Here is a 25,857-nt window from a genome sequence, read left to right as displayed (position 1 = left end):
GCGGCCTGCACCACGAAAAAGGGCGACCCTGCGGGCCGCCCTTCATGTGCGATTCCGGATATGCCGATCAGTCGGCCCTACGCACCGGCTTGTTTTCCGGAGCGATCGAGATGCGCACCGTCTCGCCGGATCTGCCGGGGAAGTCGGTGAACATCGCCTCGACCAGATTGGGCACCAGATATTGCAGGCGATCCGAGGTGGAAACCGCTTCGGCCTTGCCCTCGAACAGACGTTCGCCGGTGGCGGTGCGATCGATCTTGAGATCGATACCGCTGGTGTAGACGGTGGTGCTGGTCACCTCGGGGCCGCCGAACCACGGATCGTAGAAACCGTAGCCCCAGCGGCTGCCGTAGAAGGGCGAGCGGTAGCGCAGGCTCGAACGGTAGAAGGGGCTCCCGTAGCCGTACCACGGGTTGTAGAACGGGTCGCGGAAGCCGGTGGCGCGCAGACGTTCGCGGCCGTTATCGACCCCGTAGTCGAAGCGCACCAGCAGGCTGGCGGTCTCGGGCGAGGCGGCCTGGGTATATCCCAGACGCTGCATCTGCGCTTCGACCCGATCGGCGTAGAGCGCGAATTCGAGCCCACCGGCCAGTGCCGGATCGTCCGCGACCACGGCGAAGCTTTCACCCGCAGGGGCGGGAAGCTGCGTCTGGAAGCGCGAGACATCGGCCTTGAACGGCGTGGCGCAAGCGGCAAGGCTGGCGAGAAGAATGGGAACGGAGGCCAGCTTGATGGTGCGCCCCAGGCCCCGGTTGCGGGTGGTCATGGTGATTCCTTTCGAGTCGATCGCGCCGCGCGCGGTCGTTTCCCACGAACCATGCTGTCAGCGTTGGAATACGATGTAAATCACAGGTCCTGAACCGGGATTGAATGCCTTACTTATCAGGGGATTAGCCAATCCGTGGCGCTGGGGGCTATCAGGCTCTGACAAGACCCAGGGCGCGATAGACGGAATCGAGCGTCGGGCCGGCCAGCGTTCGCGCGCGTGCGGCGCCCGTCGCGAGGATGGCGTCGAGCGATTCGCGGTCCTCCAGCAGCTCGGTGAAACGCCGCGAGATCGGGCGCAGCGTCTCGACCAGCAGATCGCCCAACGCGGGCTTGAATGCGCCGAAGCCCTGACCGGCGAATTCGCCCAGCACATCCTCCGCGCTGCGATCGGCCACCGCGGCGTAGATGGTGACGAGGTTGAGCGCTTCGGGGCGATCCGCCAGACCCGCCAGTTCGCCCGGCAGCGGCTCGGGATCGGTCTTGGCCTTCTTGATCTTGCGCATCACCGTGTCGGGATCGTCGGACAGGTTGATGCGGCTGAGATCCGAAGGATCGGACTTGCTCATCTTCGCGGTTCCGTCGCGCAGGCTCATGATCCGCGCCGCCACCGGCGGGATGAAGGGCTCGGGCAGGGTGAAGACCGGCGCGCCTTCTGACGCGAAATCATTGTTGAACTTCTGCGCGATGTCGCGCGCCAGTTCGAGGTGCTGCTTCTGGTCCTCTCCCACGGGCACATGGGTGGCCTGATAGAGCAGCACGTCGGCCGCCTGCAGCACCGGGTAGGAGAACAGCGCGACCGACTGCCCCTCGCGGTTCTTGCCCGCCTTGTCCTTCCACTGCGTCATGCGGTTGAGCCAGCCCATCCGCGCGGTGCCGCTGAGCAGCCATTGCAGCTCGGCATGCTGCGGGACCTGCGCCTGGTTGAACAGGATCGAGCGCATGGGATCGATCCCGCAAGCGACCAATGCGGCGGTCATCTCGAGCGAGCCGCGGTGAAGCTCGGCGGGGACGTGCGGCTGCGAAATCGCGTGCAGATCGGCGAGGAAGAACAGGCACTGGTTCTTTGGTGCGCTACCGCCTCCGGCCAATTGAGCGCGGTCGTCGCCATCCGCGGTGATCTCGTCCTGCATCCGCACCCAGTTGCGGATCGCGCCGAGGTAATTGCCGAGGTGGAGATTGCCGGTGGGCTGGATGCCGGAAACGACGCGCATGATATCAGGGTGCCTTCTTCTTGGTGAGGGTGGCGATCCTTTGCCGGTCGATCGCGCCGACGGCAAAGGCCACTCCGAAATAGACCACTGCGGCGCAGGCGACGAGCACCGCGAGCGCGAACAGCCGCGCGAGCAGCCCGGCGGCGAAATAGCCGGTCAGCAGGTCGCGCGCGAACCACAGCGCGGCGCCCATCGCCGCCGCTGCGAGCAACTGGCGCGCGATCCGCAGCACCAGCGCGCCGGGCGGTCGATAGTGCCCGCGCCGGGAGAGGACGAGCAGCAGGAAGGCTACGTTGATCCATGCGCCGACAACGCTGGCGAGAGCAATCCCGGGAACCCCATAGCCAAGTCCCTCGAACTCCAAAGTCGGCAGCGGCAATGTCGCCAGCCAAAGGTCGAGCGAGCCGCCGATCGAGATGCCGAGGTTCAGCACGCAGGCCGTGACGAAAACCCCTAGCGATATGAATGCCGCCACCACAGGAGTCCTGGTGTCCGCCCGCGCGTAGAAATTGGGTACCAGCACCTTGACCAGCACATAGGCGGGCAGTCCGAGCACCAGCACGGCCAGCACGTTGCCGGTCACCGCCGCATCCGCCAGATCGAACCGCCCGCCTTGGAAGATCATCGTCACGAAGGGAGTCGCGCAGATCGCGAGCGCAACCGCCGCGGGGATGGTCAGCAGCATTGCCAGCTCGATCGCGTCGGATTGCACCCGGTCGGCGCCTTCGCGGTTCTTGCCGCCGACGAATTTCGACAGCGTGGGAAGGATCGCGGTGCTCAGCGCGATCCCGATGATGCCCAGCGGCAGCTGGTTCAGCCGGTCGGCGTAGTTCATATAGCTGACCGATCCGCTTTCCAGCTGGTTGAGAAAGTAGAGCTGGACCAGCGTGTTGATCTGATAGGCGCCGCCGCCGATCGCCGCGGGCAGGGCGATGATGCCGAGCCGCTTTACCTCGGGCGTCAGCCGCGGCCACAGCAGCCGGGGGCGGAACCCCTCCACCCGGACCCAGATCAGCAGCCAGAGGAGCTGCATCACGCCCGCTCCGGCCACCGCCCAGGCGATCCAGTAGGCGGTCTGCTCGACGCTGGCGCCGGTGGCGTCCATCCACCGCTCGCCGATGAGCAGCGCCGCGATCAGCACCAGGTTGAGGATGATCGGAAAGCTTGCCCCCGGCGCGAAGCGCGAGACCGAATTGAGCATGCCGGTGAACAGCGTCACCATGCTGACCAGCACGATATAGGGGAACATGATCCGCGCGAAATCGACCGCCATGTCGAACTCGCCCGGGTCGACCGGCTTGTCCGCCAATATCCAGATCACGCCCGGCATCGCCAGTTCGAGAATGGCGGTCAGCGCGATCAGCACCGGGAGGAACACGCTCAGCACATCGTCGCTGAAGTTGCGCGCGGACTCCAGCCCGCCCTCGCCGTGGAGGCGCTTGGAAAACATCGGCACGAAGGCGGCCGAGAACGCGCCCTCGGCGAAGAGCCGACGGAATACGTTGGGGATGATGAAGGCCTGAAACCACGCGTCAGTCACCGCATTGGCGCCGAGCACGCGGCTGAAGATCATCTCGCGCGCCATGCCGGCGACGCGGCTGACCATGGTCAGCCCGCCGATCGTCCCGACGTGTTTGAGCAGACTCACGCCGGAGCCCTGGTCAGGTTACAGGCTCAGGCGTTGCCAACGGGGCTGGGCTCCTGGCCTTCGCCCTGTTGCTGCTGCGCCCGCGCGGCGAGCTGCTGCTGGTAGAGCGCGCCGAAATCCATCGGCTCCATCATCAGCGGCGGGAAGCCGGCATCGCGGGTCGCGTCGGCGATCACCCGGCGGGCGAAGGGAAACAGAATGCGCGGCGCTTCGGCGTAGAGGAAGGCGTGGGCGTGTTCGTCGGGCAGGTTGCGCAGGCCCGCGAGGCCGCAGTAGCTCAGTTCGACGAGGTAGAAATTGCCCTTCTCGCCCTTGGCGGTGACATTCACCTTGAGCTCGACCTCGTGCACTTCGCCGCTGACCGGGGTCGCACCGATGTTGAACTGCAGATCGATCTGCGGCTGGTCCGTCCACTGGAAGCAGGCCGGCGCATTCGGGTTCTCGACCGAGAGATCCTTCACATATTGCGAGATCATGCCGGCGGCGGGCTGATTGTCCGCGCCGTTGGAACCGGCTGCGGGATCGGGATTGATGTCGGTGAGGATATCGCCTTCGTCGGCCATGATGCGTATCTTTCGTGTCAGTGTTTGCGCTGCGGTGCGTGTCGAGGCTGATCTGGACCGACACCGGTTCGGCGGCGCGCGTAGCACCTGCTCAGGGGGGCGGCAACTGCGCTGCTCAGGATGGAGCGGGCCCTTCGGGCGGCGAGAGGAGGCTGCCAGGCGTGTTGTCCATTTGAGTTTTCCTCCTATGTAGGGCAGGGGTAAGTTACGAAAATCTCGGGCTCGTGCCGCTTGTTCAGACGGGTCCAAACTGCAGGTGCTAGTTACGTGATACTGGAAATCGTCATCCTCGCCGCCGTCGCCGCCTTTCTCGGGCTGCGGCTCTATTCGATGCTCGGTCGCCGGGCAGAGCACGAGGAAGAGGTCGTGCCGCGCCGGATCGAACGCGGCGAAGACCGCTTGTCCGCCGACGAATCGGCGCGCTCCGTCCAGCCCCCGGTGCAATTGCGCCAGGCCGAGGTGCCCGCCGGCACCGAAGCGGGCGTGCGGGCGATCGCGGGTGCCGATCCGCGCTTCGACATCGTCTCCTTCCTCGAAGGCGCGAAGGGTGCCTACGGCATGATCCTCGAAGCCTTCTGGGAAGGCGATCGCGAGACCTTGCGCGACTTGTGCGACGACGATGTCTACGAAAGTTTCGCCAGCGCGATCGACGCGCGCGAGGCGGCGGGCGAGACGCTCGCCAACCGTCTGGTTCGGATAGAGAACGCCACGATCAAATCGGCCGAGCTCGATGGGCGCGTCGCCCGCGTCGCGGTGCTGTTCGTGGCCGATATCGCCGCGGTGACCCGCGACCGCGATGAAACGGTCATTGCCGGTTCGCTCGACGATGCGGTCGAAAGCCGCGATGTCTGGACCTTCTCGCGCCATGTCGATTCCGCCGAGCCCAACTGGATTCTCGACGAGACCGATCAGGATTGATCTTCGGGCGGCGACGCGCCGGGGTACCGGGGTATCGGTGCTTTGCGGGCGATGAGCTTGGCGGAAAATCGCGCCAGTGCAAGGACGATGGGAACTGGCAACGGCATGCGCATCCGCTCTTCATTCGTCGTCCTTGCTTTGGCGCTGCTGGCAGCCTGCACCCGCATCGTCCCCCCGCCTGCTCCTGCCGTGCCGGGAACCCTCGCCGAGAGCGCTGCGCTCGCCGGAATAGCCCGCGGCCCGGCGATCGCCTCGCTCGGCCTAGGGCATAGCGATGCCGCCACGGCGCTCGCGGGTTTCCGCGAATCCTGCCCCAAGCTGCTGATCCGTACCGACCAGAGCGGGCTGACCCAGCCCGGCGACTGGCGTCCTGCCTGCGATGCTGCGGCTAGCTGGTCCGCCGGCGATGCCGCGCGTTTCTTCGACACCCATTTCGAGACCGCGCGGGTCCGCGAGGGCGCGGCCTTCGCGACGGGCTATTTCGAGCCCGAAATCCTCGGCAGCCGCGTCCCGCAGCCGGGCTACAGCGTTCCGGTCTATCGCATGCCGCCCGATCTCGTTCGCGGCTGGCCGACCGACATGGCCGAGAACGAGCGGGTCGGACGGCCCCCGCTCGGCCGGCTCGATGCCGCAGGGAATTTCATCCCCTATTACGAGCGCGCCGAGATCGAGCAGGGCGCTCTTGCCGGGCGCGGGCTCGAGATCGCCTGGGCGGCCGATCCGATCGAGTTTTTCTTCCTGCAGATCCAGGGCTCGGGCCTGCTGCGGCTGCCCGACGGATCGCGGATGCGGATCGGCTATGCCGGGCAGAACGGGCGCGAATATGTCGGTATCGGCAGCGTGATGCGCGAACGCGGACTGCTCGGCGACGGGCCGGGCCAATACCCCGGTTCGATGCAGGGCATCGTCCGCTATCTGCGCGATCATCCCGAAGCGGGCGCGGACTTGATGCGGCTCAACAAGAGCTGGATTTTCTTCCGCGAGCTCGACACGGACGGCCCCCTTGGCGCGCTCGAGATACCTGTGCGGCGCGAGGCTTCGGTGGCGGTCGATCCGCGCTTCGTACCGCTGGGCGCGCCGGTATGGCTCGACCTCGATCGCGATGTGGCGGATGGGCTGTGGGTGGCGCAGGACACCGGCGGCGCGATCAAGGGCGCCAATCGCTTCGACACCTTCTGGGGCAATGGCGCGGATGCCCGCGAGATCGCCGGGAGCATGAGCGGTCGCGGCTCCGCGCTGGTGCTGCTGCCCAAGGGCACGGTCGCGCGTCTTACCGGGCGATGAGGCCGCCGCGCGGACTGTCCGACGAGGAGGCGGAGGCCTGGCACCGCGTCGCCGCGACGGTGACGCCGCTGGTGCCCGAACCGGCGCACCCGGCAGCCGCAGCGCCAGCGCCCGAGAAGCGCGCCGCCGCCGCGCCGCCTGCGCCGCGCCCCGCAAAATCCAAAGCGCCGCGCGTCCCGGTTCGCCCGCCCCCCAAGGCGACGGTTGCACAAGGGAGCGATCTCGACTCGCATTGGGACCGCAAGCTCAAATCCGGCACGGTGGCGCCCGATTTCACCCTCGATCTCCACGGCCACGGGCTCGATGCCGCCTATACGCGGCTGATCAGCGGGGTGGGTCAGGCCCGCGCGATGGGCGCGCGCACGGTGCTGCTGGTGACGGGCAAATCGCGGCCGGTCGATCCGGCGGATCGCGGCCAGCGGCGCGGTGCGATCCGCGCCAAGGTGCTCGACTGGCTCGCCGCCAGCGAACACGGCAGTGCGATCGCCGCGATACGAAAAGCGCACCGCCACCACGGGGGTGACGGTGCGCTCATGATCGTGCTCAAGCGAAAGGGCTGACGCCCGAACGCCTGCCGATCACTGGTGGTATTTGGCGCAGCGCAGATCGAAGCGATCGGCGTCCATAACCTTGGTCCAGGCCTTGACGAAATCGGTGACGAACTTCTGCTCGTGGCCGTTCTCGGCATAGACTTCGGCGACCGACCGCAGCTGCGAATTGGAGCCGAACACCAGATCGGTGCGCGTGGCGCGCCACTTCTCCTCGCCCTTGAGGCGGCACCTGCCGATGAACTCCTCGTCGCCGCTCTCGTCGACCACTTCCCACGATGTGCCCATGTGCAGCAGGTTGACGAAGAAGTCGTTGCTGAGCGTGCCGGGCCGGTCGGTCAGCACGCCGATCGAATTGCCATGCTTGGCATGGGTGCTCACCGCACCCAGCGCGCGCATCCCGCCGACCAGCACGGTCATCTCGGGGATCGACAGGCCGAGCAGGCTCGCCCGGTCGATCAGCAGGTCCTCGGTCTTCACCGGTGCCTTGGTCTTGAGATAGTTGCGGAAGCCATCGGCAAACGGCTCCATCGGTTCGAAGCTCTCGGCATCGGTATGCTCCTCACCGGCATCGCCGCGGCCGGTCGTGACCGGCACGCTGATCTCGAAGCCGCCATCCTTCGCCGCCTTCTCGACCGCTGCGGCACCCGCCAGCACGATCGCATCGGCCATCGACAGCGAGCCGCGCAGTTCGTCGAGCTTGCCAAGGACTTTCGCCAGCTCGGCGGGATCGTTGACCTTCCAGTCCTTCTGCGGAGCGAGCCGGACGCGCGCGCCGTTTGCGCCGCCGCGGTGATCGCTCTGACGATAGGTGGAGGCCGATGCCCAGGCCGCCTTGACCAGTTCGGCCACGCTCAGCCCGCTGGCGAGCACCTTGGACTTGAACGCCGAGACGTCGCTGTCCGAAGGGGTGGAGCCCGCGGGAACCGGATCCTGCCAGATCAGATCCTCTGCGGGCACGGCCGGGCCGAGGTAGCGGGCCTTGGGGCCCATGTCGCGATGGGTCAGCTTGAACCAGGCGCGGGCGAAGGCATCGTCCAGCGCCGCCTGATCGTCGCGGAAGCGCTCGGAGATCTTGCGGTAATCCGGGTCGCGCTTCAACGCCATGTCGGCGGTGGTCATCATGGTCGGGACCTTCTTGGACGGATCGCGCGCATCGGGCGCCATGTCCTCCGGGTCCGGATCGATGGGCTGCCACTGCTTGGCGCCCGCCGGGCTCGTCACCAGCTCGTATTCGTATTTGAACAACAGCCGGAAATAATCGCCGCCCCATTGCGTGGGGTTGGGGGTCCAGGCGCCCTCGAGCCCCGAGGTGGTGATGTGCCCTTCGCCGATCTGGTCGGGATCGGTCGCCCAGCCGAAGCCCATCAGATGCAGACCTTCGCCTTCGGGTGCGCCCGACAGCTGGTCGGGCGGAACCGCGCCGTGGCACTTGCCGAAAGCGTGGCCGCCGGCGGTCAGCGCGACGGTCTCCTCGTCGTTCATCGCCATGCGCGCGAAGGTTTCCTTCATGTCGCGCGCCATGCCTTCCGCGTCGTGCGGATCGCCGCCCGGACCTTCGGGATTGACGTAGATCAGGCCCATCTGGATCGCCGCCAGCGGAGATTCGAGCGCCTTGCCTTCGTCCGGCAGGATGCGCGTGGGTACACCCTCATTGACCCATTGCTCTTCGGAGCCCCAATAAACGTCCGTTTCGGGCTCGTAGACATCCTTGCGGCCGCCGCCGAAGCCGAACACCGGGCCGCCCATCGATTCGATGGCGACATTGCCGGTCAGCACGAACAGATCGGCCCAGCTCAGATGCTTGCCGTATTTCTGCTTGATCGGCCACAGCAGGCGGCGTGCCTTGTCGAGATTGCCGTTGTCGGGCCAGGAGTTGAGCGGGGCGAAGCGCTGCTGCCCGCTCGAGGCGCCGCCGCGTCCGTCGCCGGTGCGATAGGTGCCCGCCGCGTGCCAGGCCATGCGGATGAAGAACGGGCCGTAATGCCCGTAATCGGCCGGCCACCACGGTTGGCTGTCGGTCATCAGCGCGGTCAGGTCGCGCTTGACCGCATCGTAGTCGAGCAGGTTGAACGCCTCGGCATAATCGAAATCGTCGCCCATGGGATCGGGCGAGGTCCCGCCCCGCGAGAGGATTTCCAGCTGCAGCGCGTCGGGCCACCAGTCGCGGTTGGTCCGACCGAGCAGGGCGCGTACGCCGCCGTCGCCGTTGAAGGGGCATCCGCCGCTGATATCACCTGTCTTCGCGTCCATGGCTCTCTCCTCTGATTGGATCAATCGACTCAGGCTTTGCCCGAGCTACAAGGCGAGAATGATCCTTCGTCGATCATCCGTCCAATCGATTAAATGCGTCGAATTGATTGCTTGAAACGATTGTGCGGCAAGCCGAGCCTGACATACGAGAAGCGCCGCCATCCGAAGGGATGACGGCGCCTGAAGCCTGGTTTGCCGGATCGGGTCAGGCGGCCTGCGCCACCTCTTCCACCGGCTCGTTGCGGATCAGATAGTCGAAGGCGGAGAGCCCGGCCTTGGAGCCTTCGCCCATCGCCACCACGATCTGCTTGTAGGGCACGGTGGTGACATCGCCCGCAGCGAACACGCCGGGCAGATTGGTGCGGCCTTCCTCGTCGATCACGATCTCGCCATGCCTGGAGAGTTCGAGCCCGCTGTCTTTCAGCCATTCGGTGTTGGGGACCAGCCCGATCTGGACGAAGACGCCGGCGAGCTCGATGCTCCGCTCGTCGCCCGAATTGCGATCCTTGACCACCATTCCGTTGACGCGGCTGCCGTCGCCGGTGATCTCGGTGGTCTGGCCCGAGGTGATGATCTCGACATTGTCCAGACTGCGCAATATCGCCTGCAGCACCTCGTCGGCGCGCAGCTTGCTGTCGAACTCGACCAGCGTCACATGGCCGACGATCTTGGCCAGATCGATCGCCGCCTCGACGCCCGAATTGCCGCCGCCGATCACCGCGATGCGCTTGCCCTTGAACAGCGGCCCGTCGCAATGCGGGCAATAGGCGACGCCCTTGTTGCGGTATTCGGCCTCGCCCGGGACGCCCAGATTGCGCCAGCGCGCGCCCGTGGAGATGATCAGGCTGCGCGCGCTGAGCGTGGCGCCGTTGCCGAGCTCGAGCCGGTGCAGGCCGCCCTTTTCCTTCGCCGGCACCAGCTTGTTGGCAGTGGCGAGGTTCATCAGGTCGATCTCGTACTCGCCGACATGCGTTTCCAACTGGCCGGCCAGCTTGGGTCCTTCGGTATAGGGCGTGCCCGGCAGGTTCTCGATCCCGAGCGTATCGTGCAACTGGCCGCCGAAGCGCTCCGCGGCGATCCCGGTGCGAAAACCCTTGCGCGCGGTGTAAATCGCCGAGGAAGCGCCCGCAGGCCCGCCGCCGACGATCAGCACCTCGAACGGATCCTTGGCTGACAGTTTCTCGGCCGCCTTGGCGCCGCTGCCCTTGTCGAGCCTGGCGAGGATCTCGGCCAGTTCCATCTTGCCGTTGTAGAAACTTGTCCCGTTGAGGAAGGTTGCAGGGACCGCCATCACGCCGCGTTCCTCGACCTCGTCCTGGAAGGTGCCGCCCTCGATCAGTGTGGCGGTGATGCGCGGGTTCTCCAGCGCCATCAGCGTCAGTGCCTGCACCACGTCGGGGCAGTTGTGGCACGAGAGCGAGAAATACATCTCGAAATTGTAGTCGCCCTCGAGCGCGCGCACCTGCTCGATCAGATCGGCATCGACCTTGGGCGGGTGGCCGCCGGCCCACAGCAGCGCCAGCACCAGCGAGGTGAATTCGTGGCCGGTGGGAATGCCGGCGAAGCGGACCCATTTGGTCGCATCGCTGGCGCGGCGGATCACGAAGCTCGGCTTGCGATCGTCGGTGCCGTCGAAGCTCGCGCTCACATCACCGTGCAGCGCTGCGATCTCCTCGAGCAGTTCGCGCGTCTGGCGCGATTTCGCGTCCTCGCCAAGCGAGGCGACCAGTTCGATCGGCTCGCGCAGATTGGCAAGATAGGTCGTCAGCTGCTGGGTCAGATTGGCGTCGAGCATGTCACATCCTGTTGGCTTGGGCTGTTGGCTTGAGGCGGTTGGCGAAAGCCGAAAAGGGAAAGGCAAAAGGCCCGGGACGGGAGGGGGGGAGGGTCGCCCCGGGCCTTCCAGCAGCCCGGGCGAGGCCCGGGCGCTTCGCGGCCGCCATCGAAACGGCGGCCGCGGTATCGTTTCAGATCGAAAAGATCAGATCTTGCCGACGAGGTCGAGCGAGGGAGCCAGCGTGTCGCTGCCTTCTTCCCACGCCGCGGGGCAGACCTGGCCCGGATTGTTGCGCACATACTGCGCGGCCTTGATCTTGCGGGTAAGTTCGTTGGCATTGCGGCCGACGCCTTCGCAGGTCTGTTCCATGATCTGGATCACGCCATCGGGATCGATGACGAAGGTCGCACGGTCCGCAAGGCCCATGTCTTCACGCAGCACGTCGAAATTCTTCGACAGCGTGTGAAGCTGGTCGCCGAGGAAGGCGAACTTGAGCTTGCCGATGCGCTCGCTGGTGTCGTGCCAGGCCTTGTGCGCGAAATGCGTGTCGGTCGAGACGCCGTAGACTTCGACGCCCATCTTCTGGAGCATGTCGTAATGCTCGCCGAGGTCTTCGAGCTCGGTCGGGCAGACGAAGGTGAAGTCGGCGGGATAGAAGAAGAACACCGCCCACTTGCCCGCGATATCGTCCTGCGTGACTTCGAAAAAGTCCTTGCCGGCCTGGAAGGCGTTGGCTTTGAACGGTTTGATCTGGCTGCCGATGATACCCATGAGAATCTCCAAGTTTGGGGTGAAACCGATGGCTGTCAGATAGGCGCTGCTGCGACGCACAAAAGCGATATTGTGCGATTGCTAACATCGGAATTTTCAATCAGCGATGTGGAACTTTCGGAAAGTGCAACAGATCACCGATTTCGTTGCGTTTTATGCAATCGGGCGGGGTGCCGAGTTGGTTTTCAGGTCTGCCAATGGCGTTGGAAGCGGACGCTAGTCAGACAACGACGAGGCAGGCCCCAGTTTAGCTTCCATCGCACGAGAATTTGTCCCGGCCCTTTTGCCGGGCTTGCATGAGGTGGCGTGCTGATCAATTCCCATGAGAATCTTCCGTACTTTCAAGCGAAGGTTTTCATCGGGCGGGCCATCGCTGATGATCTTGTATACCCATTTGCCGTCGCGCACGAGATAGGGCTGCCGTGGAAGGATACTCGTTGCGCGAGCTTCTATGACGGCCAGATCAGCCTCCAAGAAAGTGAGTGCGCCACGCCTGGTCATGTCCGACATTCGGAGGTCATCAACCGCTTCGAAGCGCTCCCGCAGCGGCTCGTAATCCTCTCGGTTTTTCGGCGGATCTTCCTGGAGTGCTTCAAAGTACTCAGGGGATAGCTCCGCAGCGACCACCATGTTTGTGATCGGCACGGGCGGATCGATCTCGGCTGGGTAGAAGTCGCCCGAGAATACGTCGAAAACGTAGCTACGCATCCGACCATGATCGTGCGAGACATACCTGATGCGGGTATGTTCCGACTTCTGATCGGTCAGCTTCTCGTTCAAGCACAGGGCGATTGCCGTGCCGGGATCAGGATCGGGATTGCCCGCTCGCGGGTCGGAACAGGAACTGGCGACTAGCCCCACCGAAAGGAACGTCAAAAGATGTTTCATGGGAAGGCGGCAGCATGGTCTGCGAACACCTGCAATTGGGTCGTCAGCCGACCGGCCGTTACCCGCATTGCGCGCAGTGCAGCAGTTTGTGATCGGCCAGCACCAGCGCCATCATCGCCTCGACCACGGGCGTGCCGCGGATTCCCACGCAGGGGTCGTGGCGCCCCTTGGTGCTGACCTCGACCGCCTCTCCCTGCCGATCGACGCTGGCTACGGGCGTGAGGATCGAACTGGTCGGCTTGAAGGCGACGCGGCAGGTCACCGGCTGACCGGTGGAAATGCCCCCCGCGATGCCGCCTGCGTGATTGGCGGCGAACTCGGGCGAGCCATCCTCGCCCGGGCGCATGGCATCGGCGTTTTGCTCGCCGGTCAGCCGCGCGGCGTCGAAGCCGTCGCCGATCTCGACCCCCTTGACCGCGTTGATGCTCATCATGGCTCCCGCAAGGTCGGCGTCGAGCTTGGCATAGATCGGCGCGCCCCAGCCGGCGGGCACACCGGTTGCGACGCACTCGACCACCGCGCCCAGCGAGGAGCCGACCTTGCGCGCATCGTCCACCAGCACCTTCCAGCGTTTCGCGGCGCCTGCATCGGGGCACCAGAACGGATTGCGCGCGATTTCGCCAGCGTCGAACTCCGCCGGGTCGATCCGGTCCCCGCCGATTTCCGCGACATAGGCCGTGATCGCCACCTCGGGCATAACCAGCCGCGCCACCGCGCCCGCCGCCACCCGCATCGCGGTTTCGCGCGCCGAACTGCGCCCGCCGCCGCGATAGTCGCGAAAGCCGTATTTCGCGTCGTAGGCGTAGTCGGCGTGACCGGGCCGATAGCTGTTCGCGATCTCGGAGTAATCCTTCGAGCGCTGATCGGTGTTCTCGATCAGCAGCGATATCGGCGTGCCGGTGGTGCGGCCCTCGAACACCCCCGAGAGGATCCGCACTGCGTCCGCCTCGCGCCGCTGGGTGGTGTATCTGGACTGCCCGGGCTTGCGTGCATTGAGAAACGGCTGGATGTCGCTCTCCGCCAGTTCCAGCCCCGGCGGGCAGCCGTCGACCACCGCGCCGATCGCGGGTCCGTGGCTCTCGCCCCAGGTGGTGAAGCGCAAGACGCGTCCGAATGTGTTCCAGCTCATCCGCCGGGTTCTGGCCCAAGTCCATTGTCGTGTCCAACGGTGGCGAGCGAAGGAATTTTTGGTTCACACGAAGACACGAAGATGTCGTACCGGCGGCGCAGCCGCACTCATCCTGAATCCATCGCTCAGCGGAACGGATGCGATCGCAAGGCGGCTTCGCCGCATGACCGACATCTTGGTGTCTTTGTGTGAAACCAAACCAGCGCGACCTTTGCGGACAAAGCGCCTATGCGACTGGCCAAAGCCGTGCGCTTGCGCCAAGAACAAATCATGATTGCCAAGCTCAAGGGCCTGCTCGACGAAACCGGCACCGACTGGGCGGTGATCGATGTCGGGGGCGTGGGCTATCTGGTCCATTGCTCGTCCAAGACGCTGGCCGCGCTGGGTGCCAAGGGCGAGGCCTGCACGCTGTTCACCGATCTGCAGGTGAGCGAGAACGACATGCGGCTGCTCGGGTTTGCGCAAGCGGGCGAGCGCGACTGGTTCCGGCTGCTGACCGGGGTGCAGGGCGTGGGCAGCAAGGTGGCGCTGGCGATCCTCTCCGCGCTCGGCCCGAACGAACTGCGCGACGCCTGCGCGCGCATCGACGCCGCGACGCTGGCGCGCGCGCAAGGCGTGGGCCCCAAGCTGGCGGCGCGGATCGTCAACGAATTGAAGGACAAGGCCGGCGCACTGCCCGGCGGCGGCGAGAGCGGCGCGTCTGCGGTGATGCCGGCGGGCGGAGCCAGCGCCGACGCGGTCTCGGCGCTGCAGAACCTGGGCTTCAAACCCGCCGTAGCCGCGCAGGCGGTCGCGCGCGCGCAGAGCGAGCTGGGCGAGGGCGCGAGCGAGGGCGAGTTGATCCGCGTGGCGCTGAAGCGGGCGGCGGGGTGATGGTTTGCGCCGCCATCCCCACCCGTCACCCTGAACTCGTTTCAGGGTCCATCGTGCCACCCACTCGGAGCAAGCGGGTCGAAGCCGAGACCCACAGCGAGATCGTGCCAGTCGGGGTTCTCGCTCTCGATCAGGCCGATCTTCCATTGGCGGTGCCAGCGCTTGATCTGCTTTTCGCGCAGGATTGCCTGCTCCATGTCGCCGAACATCTCGTAGCGGACGAGCCGGTGGACTTGGTATTCGCTAGTGAATCCTCCGGTAATCCCTTCGCGGTGCTGATAGAGGCGTTTGATCAGGTCGGACGTGACCCCGATGTAGAGCGTGCCGCGCGGTTTGCTCGCCAGAATGTAGACGCATGGCTGGCGCTCGGATTTCATGGATCGCAGATTGCCGAGCGATGGATGCTGAAACAAGTTCAGCATGACGAAATGGATTGGAAACGGACGGTTTTCTACGCCCGTCACCCTGAACTTGATTCAGGGTCCAACCCGCCGCAGGGACCGCACCGTGGCCACTAGTCCCGACCTCTCCCCCGCCCGCCAGCCGGACGACCCCGACGCGGCGCTTCGCCCGAAGTCGCTCGCCGAATTCGTCGGCCAGCGGGCTGCGCGCGAGAATCTGCGGGTGTTCATCGAGGCGGCCAAGGCGCGCGGCGAGGCGATGGATCATGTGCTGTTCTTCGGCCCGCCGGGGCTGGGCAAGACCACGCTAGCGCAGATCGTGGCGAAAGAACTGGGCGTCGGCTTTCGCTCCACTTCCGGGCCGGTGATCGCCAGGGCGGGCGATCTCGCCGCGCTGCTGACCAATCTCGAACCGCACGACGTGCTGTTCATCGACGAGATCCACCGGCTCAACCCCGTGGTCGAGGAAATCCTCTACCCCGCGATGGAGGACCGCGCGCTCGACATCATCATCGGCGAGGGGCCCTCGGCGCGCAGCGTGCGGATCGACCTGCCGCCCTTCACGCTGGTCGGCGCGACCACGCGGCAGGGGCTGCTGACCACGCCCTTGCGCGACCGGTTCGGCATCCCCGTGCGGCTCACCTTCTATACCGAGGACGAACTGCTCAAGGTGGTCAGCCGCGGCGCCGGGCTGCTCGAACTGCCGATCGACGAGGGCGGCGCACGCGAGATCGCCCGGCGCAGCCGCGGCACCCCGCGCGTTGCCGGGCGGTTGATGCGCCGGGTGCGCGATTTCGCCCATGTGGCGGGCGATGCCACGGTCACCGCGCAGGTGGCCGATGCCGCACTGACGCGGCTGGAGGTCGATTCGCTCGGGCTCGACGCGATGGATCGGCGCTATCTCGCCATGATCGCCACCACCTATGCGGGCGGTCCGGTGGGGGTCGAGACGCTCGCGGCGGGGCTTTCCGAGCCGCGCGATACGGTCGAGGAGGTGATCGAGCCCTATCTCATCCAGCTCGGGCTGATCGCCCGTACCGCGCGCGGACGCTGCCTCAACGAGGGCGGCTGGCGCCATCTCGGTCTCGCGCCGCCGGGACCAGCAGTCCAGTCGAACCTGTTCGACGAAGAGCGTTGAAAGCGCGGTAAGGTTTACCCGTAACCGGGTCCCGCTGCGGGACAAGCCCGCCAAACCGCTCGCTTTCAGGCCCGAAGTTTACTTTTTAGCGATGACGCGGATAGTAAACGAATCTGCACAAAGGTTTTTTCGGTGTAGAGACCCTCTTGGCCGGAGTGCCGGTCGAAACAGGAATTTGAACGATGTCGGTAAAAGCAGCTCTCGCAAAACTGTCGGCCACCGCTGCGGGTGGCGCGCTTCTGGCGGGCGGCGCGGTGCATGTCGCCGAAAAGCCGATCACCGACAGCCCGTCCTTCAAATCCGCCAAGGCCGAGCCGCGGCAGGTCAAGATGATCAAGGCGACCCCGCGCCCGGTGGCGCAGCGCACGGTGCCGCAGCGCGCACCGGTCCGCGCCCGGACGATCGCACGGCCGGTCGAATGCATCCCGGCGACCTCTCCCGAGGCCGCCAATGCGAGCGCGAATATCTGCCCGCCGGTCTATCGCACCGCGCTGGCTCCGGTTCCGGTTCCGCCGCTTCCCGAAGCGCGGCCCTTGTCCGGCGGCGGCGGAGCGGCGCGCTCGATTCCCTCGGGCGGAGGCGGCTTCGGTAGCGGCTTCGGCGGCGGAGGCGGTTTCTTCGGCGGCTTCTTCGGCGGTGGCAGTGGCGGCAGCACCAGCGTCGTGGTCAACACCACGAGCGGCGATACCACCAGCGGGACGCCCGGCTCGACGACCACCACCACCACGACATCGACCAGCGGGTTCGATGGCGACATCATCGTCGACATCGACAATTCGAACGAGAACTCGAGCGGCGGTTCGTCGACTTCGACCACCACCGGCGGGGTTTCGACCAGCACCGGAGCGGTGAGCACATCGACCAGCACGGGCGCAGTCAGCACCTCGACCGGATCGGTGAGCAGTTCGACCGGTGCCGTTAGCACCTCGACCGGTGCGGTCAGCAGCACCACCACCTCCAGCTCGTCGGGCGATGTCTCGAGCAGCAGCTCGGGCGACGTCTCGTCCAGCACTTCGACTTCGACCTCGGGCGACGTCTCGACCAGCACCTCGACCTCGGGGAACATCACTTCGAGCACGAGTTCCTCGACTTCGAGTTCGACCTCGTCGAGTTCCAGCACCTCGAGCTCTTCCAGCACGAGCAGTTCCAGTTCCACGAGCTCGAGCACATCGGGCTCGACCAGCGGCACCGACGTGCCCGCGCCGCCGATGATGGCGCTGTTCGGCCTCGCCGCCGCAGCGGTGCTGCGCCGCCGCAAGCTGGCCCAGCTGTTCGCCGGCAAGCGGACCGCCTGAGCGCGAACTCCGGCAGAGCCCATAAGAAAAGGGCGGCTCCCCGAAACGGGGAGCCGCCCTTTCTTTGCCCAGCCGGCAACCGTTCGCCGGGTGCCTCAGTCGGTGGCGAGCTTGCGCAGCACGTAGTGGAGAATGCCGCCGTGGCGGTAATATTCCATCTCGTTGGCGGTATCGATCCGGCACTTGGTGGTGAAGCTCTTCACCGTGCCGTCGGCGTGGGTCACCTCGACCTCGACCTCCTGGCTCGGCGAAAGATCGGCCAGTCCCTTGATCGAGAAGGTGTCGTCCGGACCCAGCCCCAGGCTCTGGCGCGTCTCGCCATCGGTGAACTGCAGCGGCAGCACGCCCATGCCGATCAGGTTGGAACGGTGGATGCGCTCGAAGCTCTCGACGATGACCGCGCGCACGCCCAGCAGGATCGTGCCCTTGGCGGCCCAGTCGCGGCTCGAGCCGGTGCCGTATTCCTTGCCGGCGACGACCACCAGCGGGGTGCCGTTTTCCTTGTGCTTCATCGCCGCGTCGTAGATCGGCATCTGCTCGCCCTCGAAGGTGGTGTAGCCACCCTCGACACCCGGAACCATCTCGTTGCGGATGCGGATATTGGCGAAGGTGCCGCGCATCATCACCTCGTGATTGCCGCGGCGGCTGCCGTAGGAATTGAAGTCCGCCTTGGCGACCTGATGGCTGTTCAGATATTCGCCCGCTGGGCTGTCTTCCTTGATCGAACCGGCCGGGCTGATGTGATCGGTCGTGGTCGAATCGCCCAGGATCGCCAGCAGCTTGGCATCGGTGATGTCGGTGATCGGCGCCGGTTCCATCTCCATCCCGTCGAAATAGGGCGGGCTGGCGACATAGGTGCTGGTCGGGTTCCAGCGATAGGTGTCCGACGCCTCGACCTTGATCCCTTGCCAGTGCGCATCGCCTTCGTAGACGTTGGCATAGCGGCGCGCGAACATCTCGCGGTCGATGTTGGCGGCGCGGTGGTCGGCGATTTCCTGATTGCTCGGCCACAGATCGGCCAGCATCACGTCCTTGCCGTCCCGGTCCTGCCCGATCGGGGTCTCGGTGATATCCTGCGTCACCGTACCGAGCAGCGAATAGGCGACCACCAGCGGCGGCGAGGCGAGGAAATTGGCGCGCACGTCGGGCGAGACGCGGCCTTCGAAATTGCGATTGCCCGAAAGGACGCTGGCGGCGACGATGTCGTTGCCGTTGATCGCCTGGCTGATCGGCGGGGCCAGCGGGCCCGAATTGCCGATGCAGGTGGTGCAGCCATAGCCGACCAGATCGAAGCCCAGCGCATCGAGATCGGTCTGCAGGCCCGATTTGACCAGATAGTCGGTGACCACCTGCGAACCCGGCGCGAGCGAGGTCTTGACCCAGGGCTTGGGCTTGAGACCGCGGGCATTGGCCTTCTGCGCGACCAGACCGGCGGCGATCATCACATCGGGGTTGGAGGTGTTGGTGCAGCTGGTGATCGCGGCGATGACCACGTCGCCATCGCCGATGTCGTGCTCCTTGCCCTCGACCGCGACGCGGTGCGGGCTGTCCTTCTTGTAGATCGTCCTGAGATCGGTGTTGAACAGCTCGTCCACCTGCGGCAGCGCCACCCGGTCCTGCGGACGCTTGGGCCCGGCGAGCGAGGGAACGACCTTGCTGATGTCGAGCTCGAGCGTATCGCTGAACACCGGCTCGTTGTCGGGTGTGAACCACATGCCCTGTTCTTTGGCATAGGCTTCGACCAGTTCGAGCGCATCCTCGTCGCGGCCGGTCAGGCGCATGTATTCCAGCGTCTTGTCGTCGATGCCGAAGAAGCCGCAGGTGGCGCCGTATTCGGGCGCCATATTGGCGATCGTCGCGCGGTCGGCGAGGCTGAGCGTGGAGACGCCGGGGCCGTAGAATTCGACGAAGCTGCCGACCACGCCGCGCTCGCGCAGCATCTGGACGCAGGTGAGCACCAGATCGGTCGCGGTGACGCCCTCGGCGATCGCGCCGGTCAGCTTGAAGCCGACGACCTGCGGGATCAGCATCGAGATCGGCTGGCCGAGCATGGCGGCTTCGGCCTCGATCCCGCCGACGCCCCAGCCGAGCACGCCCAACCCGTTGATCATCGTGGTGTGGCTGTCGGTGCCGACGCAGGTGTCGGGATAGGCGACCGCCTGGCCATCGGGGTCCTGGGTCGACCACACGCCCTTGCCGATATATTCCAGATTGACCTGGTGGCAGATGCCGGTGCCCGGAGGCACGGCGGAGAAGTTCTTGAAGCTCTTGGAACCCCATTTGAGAAAGTCGTAACGCTCGGCATTGCGGGCGTATTCGAGTTCGACGTTCTGCTCGAAGGCCTTGGGGTGGCCGAATTCATCGACCATGACCGAGTGATCGATCACGAGGTTCACGGGGACCTGCGGATTGATCTTGGCGGTGTCGCCGCCCAGCTTGCCGATCGCATCGCGCATCGCGGCCAGATCGACCACGCAGGGAACACCGGTGAAATCCTGCAGCAGCACGCGCGCCGGGCGGTACTGGATTTCCTTGCCGGTGGTGGGATCCTTCTGCCAGTCGGCGATCGCCTGCGCGTCGCCGGTGGAGACGGTGAAGCCGCCATCCTCGAAACGCAGCATGTTCTCGAGCAGGACCTTGAGGCTGAACGGCAGCTTCGACACGTCGCCGATCGTTTCGGCCGCCTTGGCGAGGGAATAATAGGCGTATTCCTTCCCCTTCACGGTCAGGGTGGAGCGGGTTTTGAGCGTGTCTTGGCCGACCTGGGTCATGCGTGCGTCAATCCTTCTTATCTGGGGCCTTCATCCAACCAATGGCCGGCGCGGCGATCTGTGCCGCGCACCTGCGCCGAACGCGGGCGAAAATCAAGGCGGCAGCAGGGATCGATCGCGCTAGACCGCCCGCTGCTCGGTTGCCGGTATCAGGCGGTCCGCGCGAGGGGTGCGCGCTGCCAGCCAGCATCCCACAACGATGATCGCGGCTCCGGCGATGGTTGGCAGGGTCACGCCCTCGCGGAAGAACAGCCACCCGAACAGCGCCGCCCAGAGAAACCCCGTATATTCCATCGGCACCAGCACCTGCGCCTCGGCCCTTGCATAGGCCCAGGCGATCGCCATCGCGCCGACGACGGTCAGCAGCGCGGCCAGCGCGGTGTCGAGCACCACCGCCTCGCCCGGCCAGACGAACAGCAGCGGCGCGGCCAGCGCCATCACCAGCGCCGCCACTCCCGAATGGAAGGCGGCGATCTCGAGCGGTCGTGCCACTTGCGACTGGCGCCGGATGATTATGAAATTGTAGGCGTAGAGTAGTGCGGAAAACAGGATCGCCGCCAGCCCGAGCGCGGCGTCGCGGTCGAATTCACCGTCTCCCAATTTGCCGCCGACGATCACCAGCGTGCCCGCGAACCCCAGCACCGAGGCCAGCACCGCCTGCCGGCGGATCGTCTCGCCCAGCAGTACCCGCGCGAAATAGAGCGCGAGCAGCGGAGCGACGAAGCTGATCGCGATGGCCTCGGCAATCGCCAGCTTGGTCAGCGCGTAGAAGAACGACAGCGCCATGAAAGCCGACACCAGCCCACGCTCCAGATGCAGCTTGAGCACCCGCCATGCCGGCCAGCGCCCGCCCAGCAGCAGCCACAGCGGCGCGGCAATCAAGGCTCCGATCGCCGAACGCAGCAGCGTGGCGCTATAAGTGCCCGCCGCAAGCGCGGCGCTTTTCATGAAAGCGTCCATCAACGACAGGCATGCCACGCCGAGCAAAGCCGCGCCGATCGGGAACAGGATCCGGGATCGCACCATGATCGCGCTATAATGCCAAGGTCGCGGCAGCGTCACGCAAATCCACCGCCAGTTCACCTGCAGCTAAGCTGCATTGTTGGAAGGTGGACCGATATCGCGTAAACAGTCGCCGAACGGCGCTTCCGGTGGGACTTATGAAAAATTTCAAGACGATGTTGGGTTTGGCGGCGGGCACGGCGATGCTGGCGGTCGGCGCGCAGGCGCAGCAGACCGATCCGCAGAACCTGCTCCCGCCCGAACCGGCCAAGGTGACCGAACCGCTCCCCGACTACACGATGCTGCAGAGCCGCGATGGCGCGCCGGTATCGCCGCCGGAACGGCGCGCGGCGCAGCCGGCACCGAGGGGCGAGCCGCCTGTCACCCTGCCGCGGCCCGAGCCGCGTACCGAGCCGCGCCAGCCCAGCGTCGCCGAGAATTTCGGCGATATCGCGATGGAATCGGGCGAGGTGGTGCAGGAACTGCCGGTTCTCGTCGGCGAGTGGTCGTTGCCTGCCGCGCGGCAGCTTGCCAGCTTCGTCGACGGCATCGCCGCGGAGGGGCTGGATTCGCAGGATTACGGGCCCGATGTGCTCGCCGCGGCCATCGCGCAGGGCGAGGGTGCAGCGCTCAACGAGATCGCCAGCCGCACCTTTGTCTGGCTGGTCGAGGATCTGCGCGACGGGCGCACCCCGATGGAAGCGCGCAAGCAGTGGTTCGTGATGGACCCCGATGCCGACCGGATGCCGACCGCGCGGCTGCTCAAGGATGCGCTCGCCAAGGGCACCATCGCCGAAACGCTCGCGGGGCTGGCACCCGTTCATCCCGACTATGCGCTGCTCAAGGCGGAACTGACGGCCACGCCGAAGGGCCAGACCGCGAAGCGCAAGCTGATCCGCGCCAATATGGATCGCTGGCGCTGGCTGCCGCAGGATCTGGGCAGCAAATATCTGATGACCAACGTGCCCGAGTTCCGGGTCCGGCTGACGGTGCGCGACAAGATCATCAAGAGCTATCGCACGATCGTCGGCAAGCCGGGGCGCACGGCGACCCCGCAGCTGGCCGAAATGGTCGAGGGCGTGATCTTCAACCCGACCTGGACGGTGCCGCAATCGATCGTCGTCGGGGAAGGGCTGGGCGCCCGCGTGCTCGGCAATCCCGGCTGGGCCAAGGCGCAGGGCTATACGGCGACGCGCGGGGAGAACGGCTGGGTCTCGGTGGTCCAGCAGCCCGGCCCCAGGAACGCGCTCGGGGTGATGAAGCTGCACATGCCCAACCGGCACGCGATCTTCCTCCACGACACGCCTTCGCGCGGGCTGTTCGCGAACGAGGACCGCGCGCTCAGCCATGGCTGCATTCGCGTCGAGAACGCGCGCGAACTGGCGATGACCATGGCGATGCTCGGCAATATGAGCACCAAGGACGACATTCCGGCCATCCAGAGCGAGGTCGAGGCGATCACCGCCTCGGGCGAATACACCGCCTATGAAATCAAGAACCAGTGGCCGGTCTACATCGCCTATTTCACCATGGCCCGCGACGTCGATGGCGAGCTGACGACCTTCGAGGACATCTATGGCCGCGACGCGGCGGTGATGGCCTCGTTCGAGCGCCCGCGCATCGCCAACCGCTCGCGGGTTCAGGGCGAAGAGATCATTCCGCTTGAGGCGCCCGGCGCCTAGCGGAGGCTGCGGAAGCTGACCTGCCCGCCACTGTTGCGGGCGGGTGCGGCGGGCGGGTCAGTAAACCCCGGGATTGGTCCGCTGGAAAGTGTCCTCGCGTTCGGGACGCAGCAGCTCGGTCTGAACCACCGGAGGTGCGATCGTGCTGCCATCCTCGGCGATGCCATAGCTGCCGGCGAGCACCAGCCGCCCGCCCGCCAGATCGATCAGCGCGCGGTCGAACTGTTCGGGGCCCATCGCCAGACAGCCGTTCGACCGGCCCAGCCGGCCCCAGCGCGCGACATGCTCGGGCGTCGCATATTGCGCCTGGTGCATCACGATCGCGCGATCGAGCGCGTTGGAATTGGTCGGGTCGAGCCCGTCGAGCCGGATCGAGGTGCCGAAGCGGCCGACGTACCAGCTGCGGGTCATATAGGCGCCGCGACTGGTGGCGTGCGATCCCTCGAGATTGGAATAGCGCTTGAGCCAGCCATCGTGCTCGGCATCCGAGCCGTCGCCATGGCTGACGTGAAAGCTTTCGACCCGCTCGCGCTGGAGATCGACGAAATGGAACCGCCGCTGTGCGGAATGCAGCCCGAAATCGGCGATCCCGACGATGTCGCTGCGCCACAGCTGGTTGCCCACCCGCGCCAGTTCGTTGCGGGCGAGCGCAAACAGCTTGCGGTCGCGCGGCGAGGGCGCGGCCACCTGTGCAGCGGCGCGCAGCGGCAGCGCGGCCACTGCGCCGGCGGCCAATCCGGCCCCGACTCCGGCCCTGAGCCCGGCCTTGATAAGATCGCGACGTTTCATCATCTCATTCTCTAGCAGCATTCACCCTAGCGCGAGATGAACGCGCGAAGGTCGAGTTGGTCTCGGCCATCGCTAGCATCGATGCCGCATGGCGCTCAGCCACTATGCGTTGATCGGAGCCATAGCCGCCGCCGAGTGCACTGGCGATCGGCAGTCCCCGGCGCCGCGCTTCGCCGACCACGAACCGGTCGCGCGCCGCAAGCCCTTCGTCGCTGAGCGCCAGCCGCCCCAATCTGTCGTCGCGATGCGGATCGACCCCCGCCTGATAGAGTACCAGATCGGGCTCGAAGCGCTCCGTCACCTCCGGCAGATGGCGTTCGAGCGCGGCGAGGTAGCCGGCATCGTCGGTCCCGTCGGGGAGCGCGACATCGCGATCCGAGCGTGCTTTGCGGACCGGAAAATTCTTCTCGGCGTGGAACGACAGCGTGAAGATATCGGCGCGGGTCGCGGTCAGGCTGGCGGTGCCGTCGCCCTGGTGGACGTCGCAATCGACGATGAGGATGCGGCGCGCATCGCCCTCGGCGATCAGCCGGTTGGCGGCAACCGCCAGATCGTTGAACACGCAATAGCCCGCCCCGGTATCGTGCAGCGCGTGGTGGCTGCCCGCCGCGCTGTTCGCGGCGTAGCCGTGTTCGAGCGCGAGCTGCGCCGCGAGCCAGGTCCCGCCATTGGTGTGGCGGACGCGGGCAGCGATATGCGGGGTCACCGGGAAGCCGATCCGCCGCTCCTTGGCGCGCGGCACCGCAGCGCGGAACACCTCGTCGACATAGGCGGGATCGTGGACTTCCTCGAGCCAGCGGCGCGGCATCGGCTCGGGCGCATGTTCGGTGACCGGTGCACCGCTGGCGCGCAGCGCCTCCATCACCAGATAGTATTTGTCGAACTTGAACGTGCCGCGCTCGGGTGGCGCGCCATGTAATCGACATGGTGGACGACGTGGAGCATCCGTTCCGGAAGCGGCTACTCCGCCGCCACCGCGTGCGGGTCGAAAGCGACCGCTTCGCCGGCCTCGATCTGCGCCGCCTTGGCCTCGACCAGGCGGACGATATGCTCGAGCATGTCCTCGCTCTGCACGGTGTGGTCGGTCACGCCCGAGAGGAAGACCATGTGCTTGCCATTGCCGCCGCCGGTGAGGCCGATATCGGTCTCGCGCGCTTCGCCCGGACCGTTGACGACGCAGCCGAGCACCGAGAGGCTCATCGGGGTCTTGATGTGCTCGAGCCGCTTTTCCAGCGCCTCGACCGTGCGGATGACGTCGAAACCCTGGCGCGAGCAGGAGGGGCAGGAGACGACGCGCACGCCGCGGGTGCGCAGCCCCAGCGCCTTGAGCATCTCGAAGCCGACCTTCACTTCCTGCTCGGGCTCGGCGGAGAGCGAGACGCGGATCGTGTCGCCGATCCCCGCCCACAGCAGGCTGCCCATCCCGATCGAGCTCTTGACCGTCCCGCCGATCAGCCCGCCGGCTTCGGTGATGCCGAGATGCAGCGGGCAATCGACCGCTTCGGCGAGCCCGTGATAGGCGGCCACCGCGAGGAACACGTCGCTCGCCTTCACCGCCACCTTGAACTCGTGGAAATCGTGATCCTGCAGCAGCTTGATATGATCGAGCGCGCTTTCGATCAGCGCTTCGGGGCAGGGCTCGCCGTATTTCTCGAGCAGGTCCTTTTCCAGGCTCCCGGCGTTGACCCCGATGCGGATCGCGCAGCCATTCGCCTTGGCCGCGCGGACCACTTCGGCGACCCGCTGCGAGGAGCCGATATTGCCCGGATTGATCCTGAGGCAGGCCGCGCCCTTGTCGGCGGCTTCCAGCGCGCGCTTGTAATGGAAATGGATGTCCGCGACGATCGGCACCTCGGCGGCGCGCGTGATCTTGTCGAAATGCCGGGTCGCCTCCTCGGTCGGGCAGGAGACGCGGATGATATCGGCACCCACTTCCTCGCAGCGGCGGATCTGGTCGATCGTCGCAGCCACATCCTCGGTCGGGGTGTTGGTCATGGTCTGGACGCTGATCGGCGCATCGCCGCCGACCGGGACCTTGCCGATCATGATCTGGCGGCTCTTGCGGCGCTCGATATCGCGCCAGGGGCGTAGGGAAGACATGGGGTGCGATATAGAGCGCCCGGGGTGACGGGGCAATGACAGCGGTCG

At 66.1% G+C, this 25,857-nt stretch carries 22 protein-coding genes and 1 pseudogene; 6 read left to right on the top strand and 17 right to left on the bottom strand.

Going from position 1 to position 25,857, the window contains the following annotated elements; genetic code table 11:
* Positions 1–67: 67 nt before the first annotated feature.
* The 4 genes from Q9K01_RS11140 to secB all read right to left on the bottom strand — a co-directional run bounded on the left by Q9K01_RS11140 (position 68) and on the right by secB (position 4,190).
* On the bottom strand, positions 68–766 hold the full coding sequence (locus Q9K01_RS11140; RefSeq protein ID WP_305930320.1) for a DUF4136 domain-containing protein: 699 nt from the start codon (positions 764–766) through the stop codon (positions 68–70).
* A gap of 151 nt (positions 767–917) precedes the next feature.
* Positions 918–1,979, bottom strand: coding sequence for a tryptophan--tRNA ligase (gene trpS / locus Q9K01_RS11135; RefSeq protein ID WP_305930319.1), 1,062 nt, complete (start codon positions 1,977–1,979; stop codon positions 918–920).
* Between the two features lie 4 nt (positions 1,980–1,983).
* Positions 1,984–3,627 carry a murein biosynthesis integral membrane protein MurJ gene (gene murJ / locus Q9K01_RS11130; protein WP_305930318.1) on the bottom strand — a complete coding sequence of 548 codons (1,644 nt, stop codon included), beginning with the start codon at positions 3,625–3,627 and terminating at the stop codon, positions 1,984–1,986.
* A gap of 26 nt (positions 3,628–3,653) precedes the next feature.
* Positions 3,654–4,190, bottom strand: a complete 537-nt coding sequence (secB, locus tag Q9K01_RS11125; protein WP_305930317.1) for a protein-export chaperone SecB — start codon at positions 4,188–4,190, stop codon at positions 3,654–3,656.
* Positions 4,191–4,457: 267 nt separating this feature from the next.
* On the opposite strand from secB, the gene Q9K01_RS11120 reads away from it, so the two are divergent.
* The 3 genes from Q9K01_RS11120 (at position 4,458) to Q9K01_RS11110 (ending at position 6,952) form a co-directional block, all read left to right on the top strand.
* Positions 4,458–5,108, top strand: a complete 651-nt coding sequence (locus Q9K01_RS11120) for a Tim44/TimA family putative adaptor protein (protein ID WP_305930316.1) — start codon at positions 4,458–4,460, stop codon at positions 5,106–5,108.
* An 87-nt stretch (positions 5,109–5,195) separates the two neighbouring features.
* Positions 5,196–6,392, top strand: a complete 1,197-nt coding sequence (gene mltA, locus Q9K01_RS11115) for a murein transglycosylase A (protein ID WP_305930315.1) — start codon at positions 5,196–5,198, stop codon at positions 6,390–6,392.
* Positions 6,389–6,952, top strand: a complete 564-nt coding sequence (locus tag Q9K01_RS11110; protein WP_305930314.1) for a Smr/MutS family protein — start codon at positions 6,389–6,391, stop codon at positions 6,950–6,952. Before mltA ends, Q9K01_RS11110 begins: the two co-directional genes overlap by 4 nt.
* An 18-nt stretch (positions 6,953–6,970) precedes the next feature.
* Here Q9K01_RS11110 and katG read toward each other — a convergent pair whose 3' ends face one another.
* The 5 genes from katG to aroC all read right to left on the bottom strand — a co-directional run bounded on the left by katG (position 6,971) and on the right by aroC (position 13,758).
* Positions 6,971–9,193 carry a catalase/peroxidase HPI gene (gene katG, locus Q9K01_RS11105; RefSeq protein ID WP_305930313.1) on the bottom strand — a complete coding sequence of 741 codons (2,223 nt, stop codon included), beginning with the start codon at positions 9,191–9,193 and terminating at the stop codon, positions 6,971–6,973.
* A 205-nt stretch (positions 9,194–9,398) separates the two neighbouring features.
* Positions 9,399–10,988: an alkyl hydroperoxide reductase subunit F gene (gene ahpF / locus Q9K01_RS11100; protein ID WP_305930312.1), complete on the bottom strand. Its 1,590-nt coding sequence runs from the start codon at positions 10,986–10,988 to the stop codon at positions 9,399–9,401.
* Between the two features lie 186 nt (positions 10,989–11,174).
* A complete protein-coding gene (ahpC, locus tag Q9K01_RS11095) occupies positions 11,175–11,741 on the bottom strand; it encodes an alkyl hydroperoxide reductase subunit C (RefSeq protein ID WP_305930311.1) in 567 nt (188 codons plus the stop codon).
* Positions 11,742–11,957: 216 nt separating this feature from the next.
* A complete protein-coding gene (locus Q9K01_RS11090) occupies positions 11,958–12,629 on the bottom strand; it encodes a hypothetical protein (RefSeq protein ID WP_305930310.1) in 672 nt (223 codons plus the stop codon).
* 58 nt (positions 12,630–12,687) lie between these two features.
* Positions 12,688–13,758 carry a chorismate synthase gene (aroC, locus tag Q9K01_RS11085; protein ID WP_305930309.1) on the bottom strand — a complete coding sequence of 357 codons (1,071 nt, stop codon included), beginning with the start codon at positions 13,756–13,758 and terminating at the stop codon, positions 12,688–12,690.
* A 270-nt stretch (positions 13,759–14,028) separates the two neighbouring features.
* Between aroC and ruvA the strand changes: the two genes are divergently transcribed.
* Entirely contained in the window at positions 14,029–14,631 is a 603-nt protein-coding gene (gene ruvA / locus Q9K01_RS11080; protein ID WP_305930308.1) for a Holliday junction branch migration protein RuvA, read from the top strand.
* A gap of 41 nt (positions 14,632–14,672) precedes the next feature.
* Here ruvA and Q9K01_RS11075 read toward each other — a convergent pair whose 3' ends face one another.
* On the bottom strand, positions 14,673–15,008 hold the full coding sequence (locus tag Q9K01_RS11075) for a GIY-YIG nuclease family protein (RefSeq protein WP_305930307.1): 336 nt from the start codon (positions 15,006–15,008) through the stop codon (positions 14,673–14,675).
* Between the two features lie 130 nt (positions 15,009–15,138).
* Here Q9K01_RS11075 and ruvB point away from each other — a divergent pair, with 130 nt between their 5' ends.
* Positions 15,139–16,170 carry a Holliday junction branch migration DNA helicase RuvB gene (ruvB, locus tag Q9K01_RS11070; RefSeq protein WP_305930306.1) on the top strand — a complete coding sequence of 344 codons (1,032 nt, stop codon included), beginning with the start codon at positions 15,139–15,141 and terminating at the stop codon, positions 16,168–16,170.
* Between the two features lie 85 nt (positions 16,171–16,255).
* On the opposite strand, the gene Q9K01_RS11065 is transcribed toward ruvB, so the two are convergent.
* From Q9K01_RS11065 to Q9K01_RS11045, 4 genes are all read right to left on the bottom strand, one after another.
* The gene (locus Q9K01_RS11065) at positions 16,256–16,507 is read right to left on the bottom strand and encodes a hypothetical protein (RefSeq protein WP_305930305.1); all 252 of its coding nucleotides are present in this window, start codon (positions 16,505–16,507) and stop codon (positions 16,256–16,258) included.
* 141 nt (positions 16,508–16,648) lie between these two features.
* On the bottom strand, positions 16,649–17,452 hold the full coding sequence (locus Q9K01_RS11060) for a hypothetical protein (RefSeq protein ID WP_422785309.1): 804 nt from the start codon (positions 17,450–17,452) through the stop codon (positions 16,649–16,651).
* Positions 17,453–17,560: 108 nt separating this feature from the next.
* Complete coding sequence (gene acnA, locus Q9K01_RS11050) at positions 17,561–20,236, bottom strand: aconitate hydratase AcnA (protein WP_305930304.1); 2,676 nt, start codon at positions 20,234–20,236, stop codon at positions 17,561–17,563.
* A gap of 120 nt (positions 20,237–20,356) precedes the next feature.
* Positions 20,357–21,262, bottom strand: a complete 906-nt coding sequence (locus tag Q9K01_RS11045) for a DMT family transporter (protein WP_305930303.1) — start codon at positions 21,260–21,262, stop codon at positions 20,357–20,359.
* A 134-nt stretch (positions 21,263–21,396) separates the two neighbouring features.
* Between Q9K01_RS11045 and Q9K01_RS11040 the strand changes: the two genes are divergently transcribed.
* Complete coding sequence (locus tag Q9K01_RS11040; protein ID WP_305930302.1) at positions 21,397–22,920, top strand: L,D-transpeptidase family protein; 1,524 nt, start codon at positions 21,397–21,399, stop codon at positions 22,918–22,920.
* Positions 22,921–22,977: 57 nt separating this feature from the next.
* Here the strand turns inward: Q9K01_RS11040 and Q9K01_RS11035 are convergent, their stop codons facing one another.
* From Q9K01_RS11035 to ispG, 3 genes and pseudogenes are all read right to left on the bottom strand, one after another.
* The gene (locus Q9K01_RS11035) at positions 22,978–23,712 is read right to left on the bottom strand and encodes a murein L,D-transpeptidase catalytic domain-containing protein (protein WP_340324268.1); all 735 of its coding nucleotides are present in this window, start codon (positions 23,710–23,712) and stop codon (positions 22,978–22,980) included.
* A gap of 1 nt (position 23,713) precedes the next feature.
* Positions 23,714–24,654: pseudogene (locus Q9K01_RS11030) on the bottom strand (histone deacetylase family protein).
* 15 nt (positions 24,655–24,669) lie between these two features.
* Entirely contained in the window at positions 24,670–25,809 is a 1,140-nt protein-coding gene (ispG, locus tag Q9K01_RS11025; RefSeq protein WP_305930301.1) for a flavodoxin-dependent (E)-4-hydroxy-3-methylbut-2-enyl-diphosphate synthase, read from the bottom strand.
* Positions 25,810–25,857 lie beyond the last annotated feature (48 nt).

Source organism: Qipengyuania benthica (assembly GCF_030717865.1).
GTDB lineage: Bacteria > Pseudomonadota > Alphaproteobacteria > Sphingomonadales > Sphingomonadaceae > Qipengyuania > Qipengyuania benthica.
Note: the sequence above shows the minus strand (reverse complement) of the source record. Positions and strands in the feature narration are given on the sequence as shown.

Excerpts from the sequence above, each read along its gene's own strand:
- Q9K01_RS11140 (WP_305930320.1), bottom strand. The coding sequence starts at position 766 with ATGACCACCCGCAACCGGGGCCTGGGGCGCACCATCAAGCTGGCCTCC.
- trpS (WP_305930319.1), bottom strand. The coding sequence starts at position 1,979 with ATGCGCGTCGTTTCCGGCATCCAGCCCACCGGCAATCTCCACCTCGGC.
- secB (WP_305930317.1), bottom strand. The coding sequence starts at position 4,190 with ATGGCCGACGAAGGCGATATCCTCACCGACATCAATCCCGATCCCGCA.
- mltA (WP_305930315.1), top strand. The coding sequence starts at position 5,196 with ATGGGAACTGGCAACGGCATGCGCATCCGCTCTTCATTCGTCGTCCTT.
- Q9K01_RS11110 (WP_305930314.1), top strand. The coding sequence starts at position 6,389 with ATGAGGCCGCCGCGCGGACTGTCCGACGAGGAGGCGGAGGCCTGGCAC.
- katG (WP_305930313.1), bottom strand. The coding sequence starts at position 9,193 with ATGGACGCGAAGACAGGTGATATCAGCGGCGGATGCCCCTTCAACGGC.
- ahpF (WP_305930312.1), bottom strand. The coding sequence starts at position 10,988 with ATGCTCGACGCCAATCTGACCCAGCAGCTGACGACCTATCTTGCCAAT.
- ahpC (WP_305930311.1), bottom strand. The coding sequence starts at position 11,741 with ATGGGTATCATCGGCAGCCAGATCAAACCGTTCAAAGCCAACGCCTTC.
- Q9K01_RS11090 (WP_305930310.1), bottom strand. The coding sequence starts at position 12,629 with ATGAAACATCTTTTGACGTTCCTTTCGGTGGGGCTAGTCGCCAGTTCC.
- aroC (WP_305930309.1), bottom strand. The coding sequence starts at position 13,758 with ATGAGCTGGAACACATTCGGACGCGTCTTGCGCTTCACCACCTGGGGC.
- ruvA (WP_305930308.1), top strand. The coding sequence starts at position 14,029 with ATGATTGCCAAGCTCAAGGGCCTGCTCGACGAAACCGGCACCGACTGG.
- Q9K01_RS11075 (WP_305930307.1), bottom strand. The coding sequence starts at position 15,008 with ATGAAATCCGAGCGCCAGCCATGCGTCTACATTCTGGCGAGCAAACCG.
- acnA (WP_305930304.1), bottom strand. The coding sequence starts at position 20,236 with ATGACCCAGGTCGGCCAAGACACGCTCAAAACCCGCTCCACCCTGACC.
- Q9K01_RS11045 (WP_305930303.1), bottom strand. The coding sequence starts at position 21,262 with ATGGTGCGATCCCGGATCCTGTTCCCGATCGGCGCGGCTTTGCTCGGC.
- Q9K01_RS11040 (WP_305930302.1), top strand. The coding sequence starts at position 21,397 with ATGAAAAATTTCAAGACGATGTTGGGTTTGGCGGCGGGCACGGCGATG.
- Q9K01_RS11035 (WP_340324268.1), bottom strand. The coding sequence starts at position 23,712 with ATGATGAAACGTCGCGATCTTATCAAGGCCGGGCTCAGGGCCGGAGTC.
- ispG (WP_305930301.1), bottom strand. The coding sequence starts at position 25,809 with ATGTCTTCCCTACGCCCCTGGCGCGATATCGAGCGCCGCAAGAGCCGC.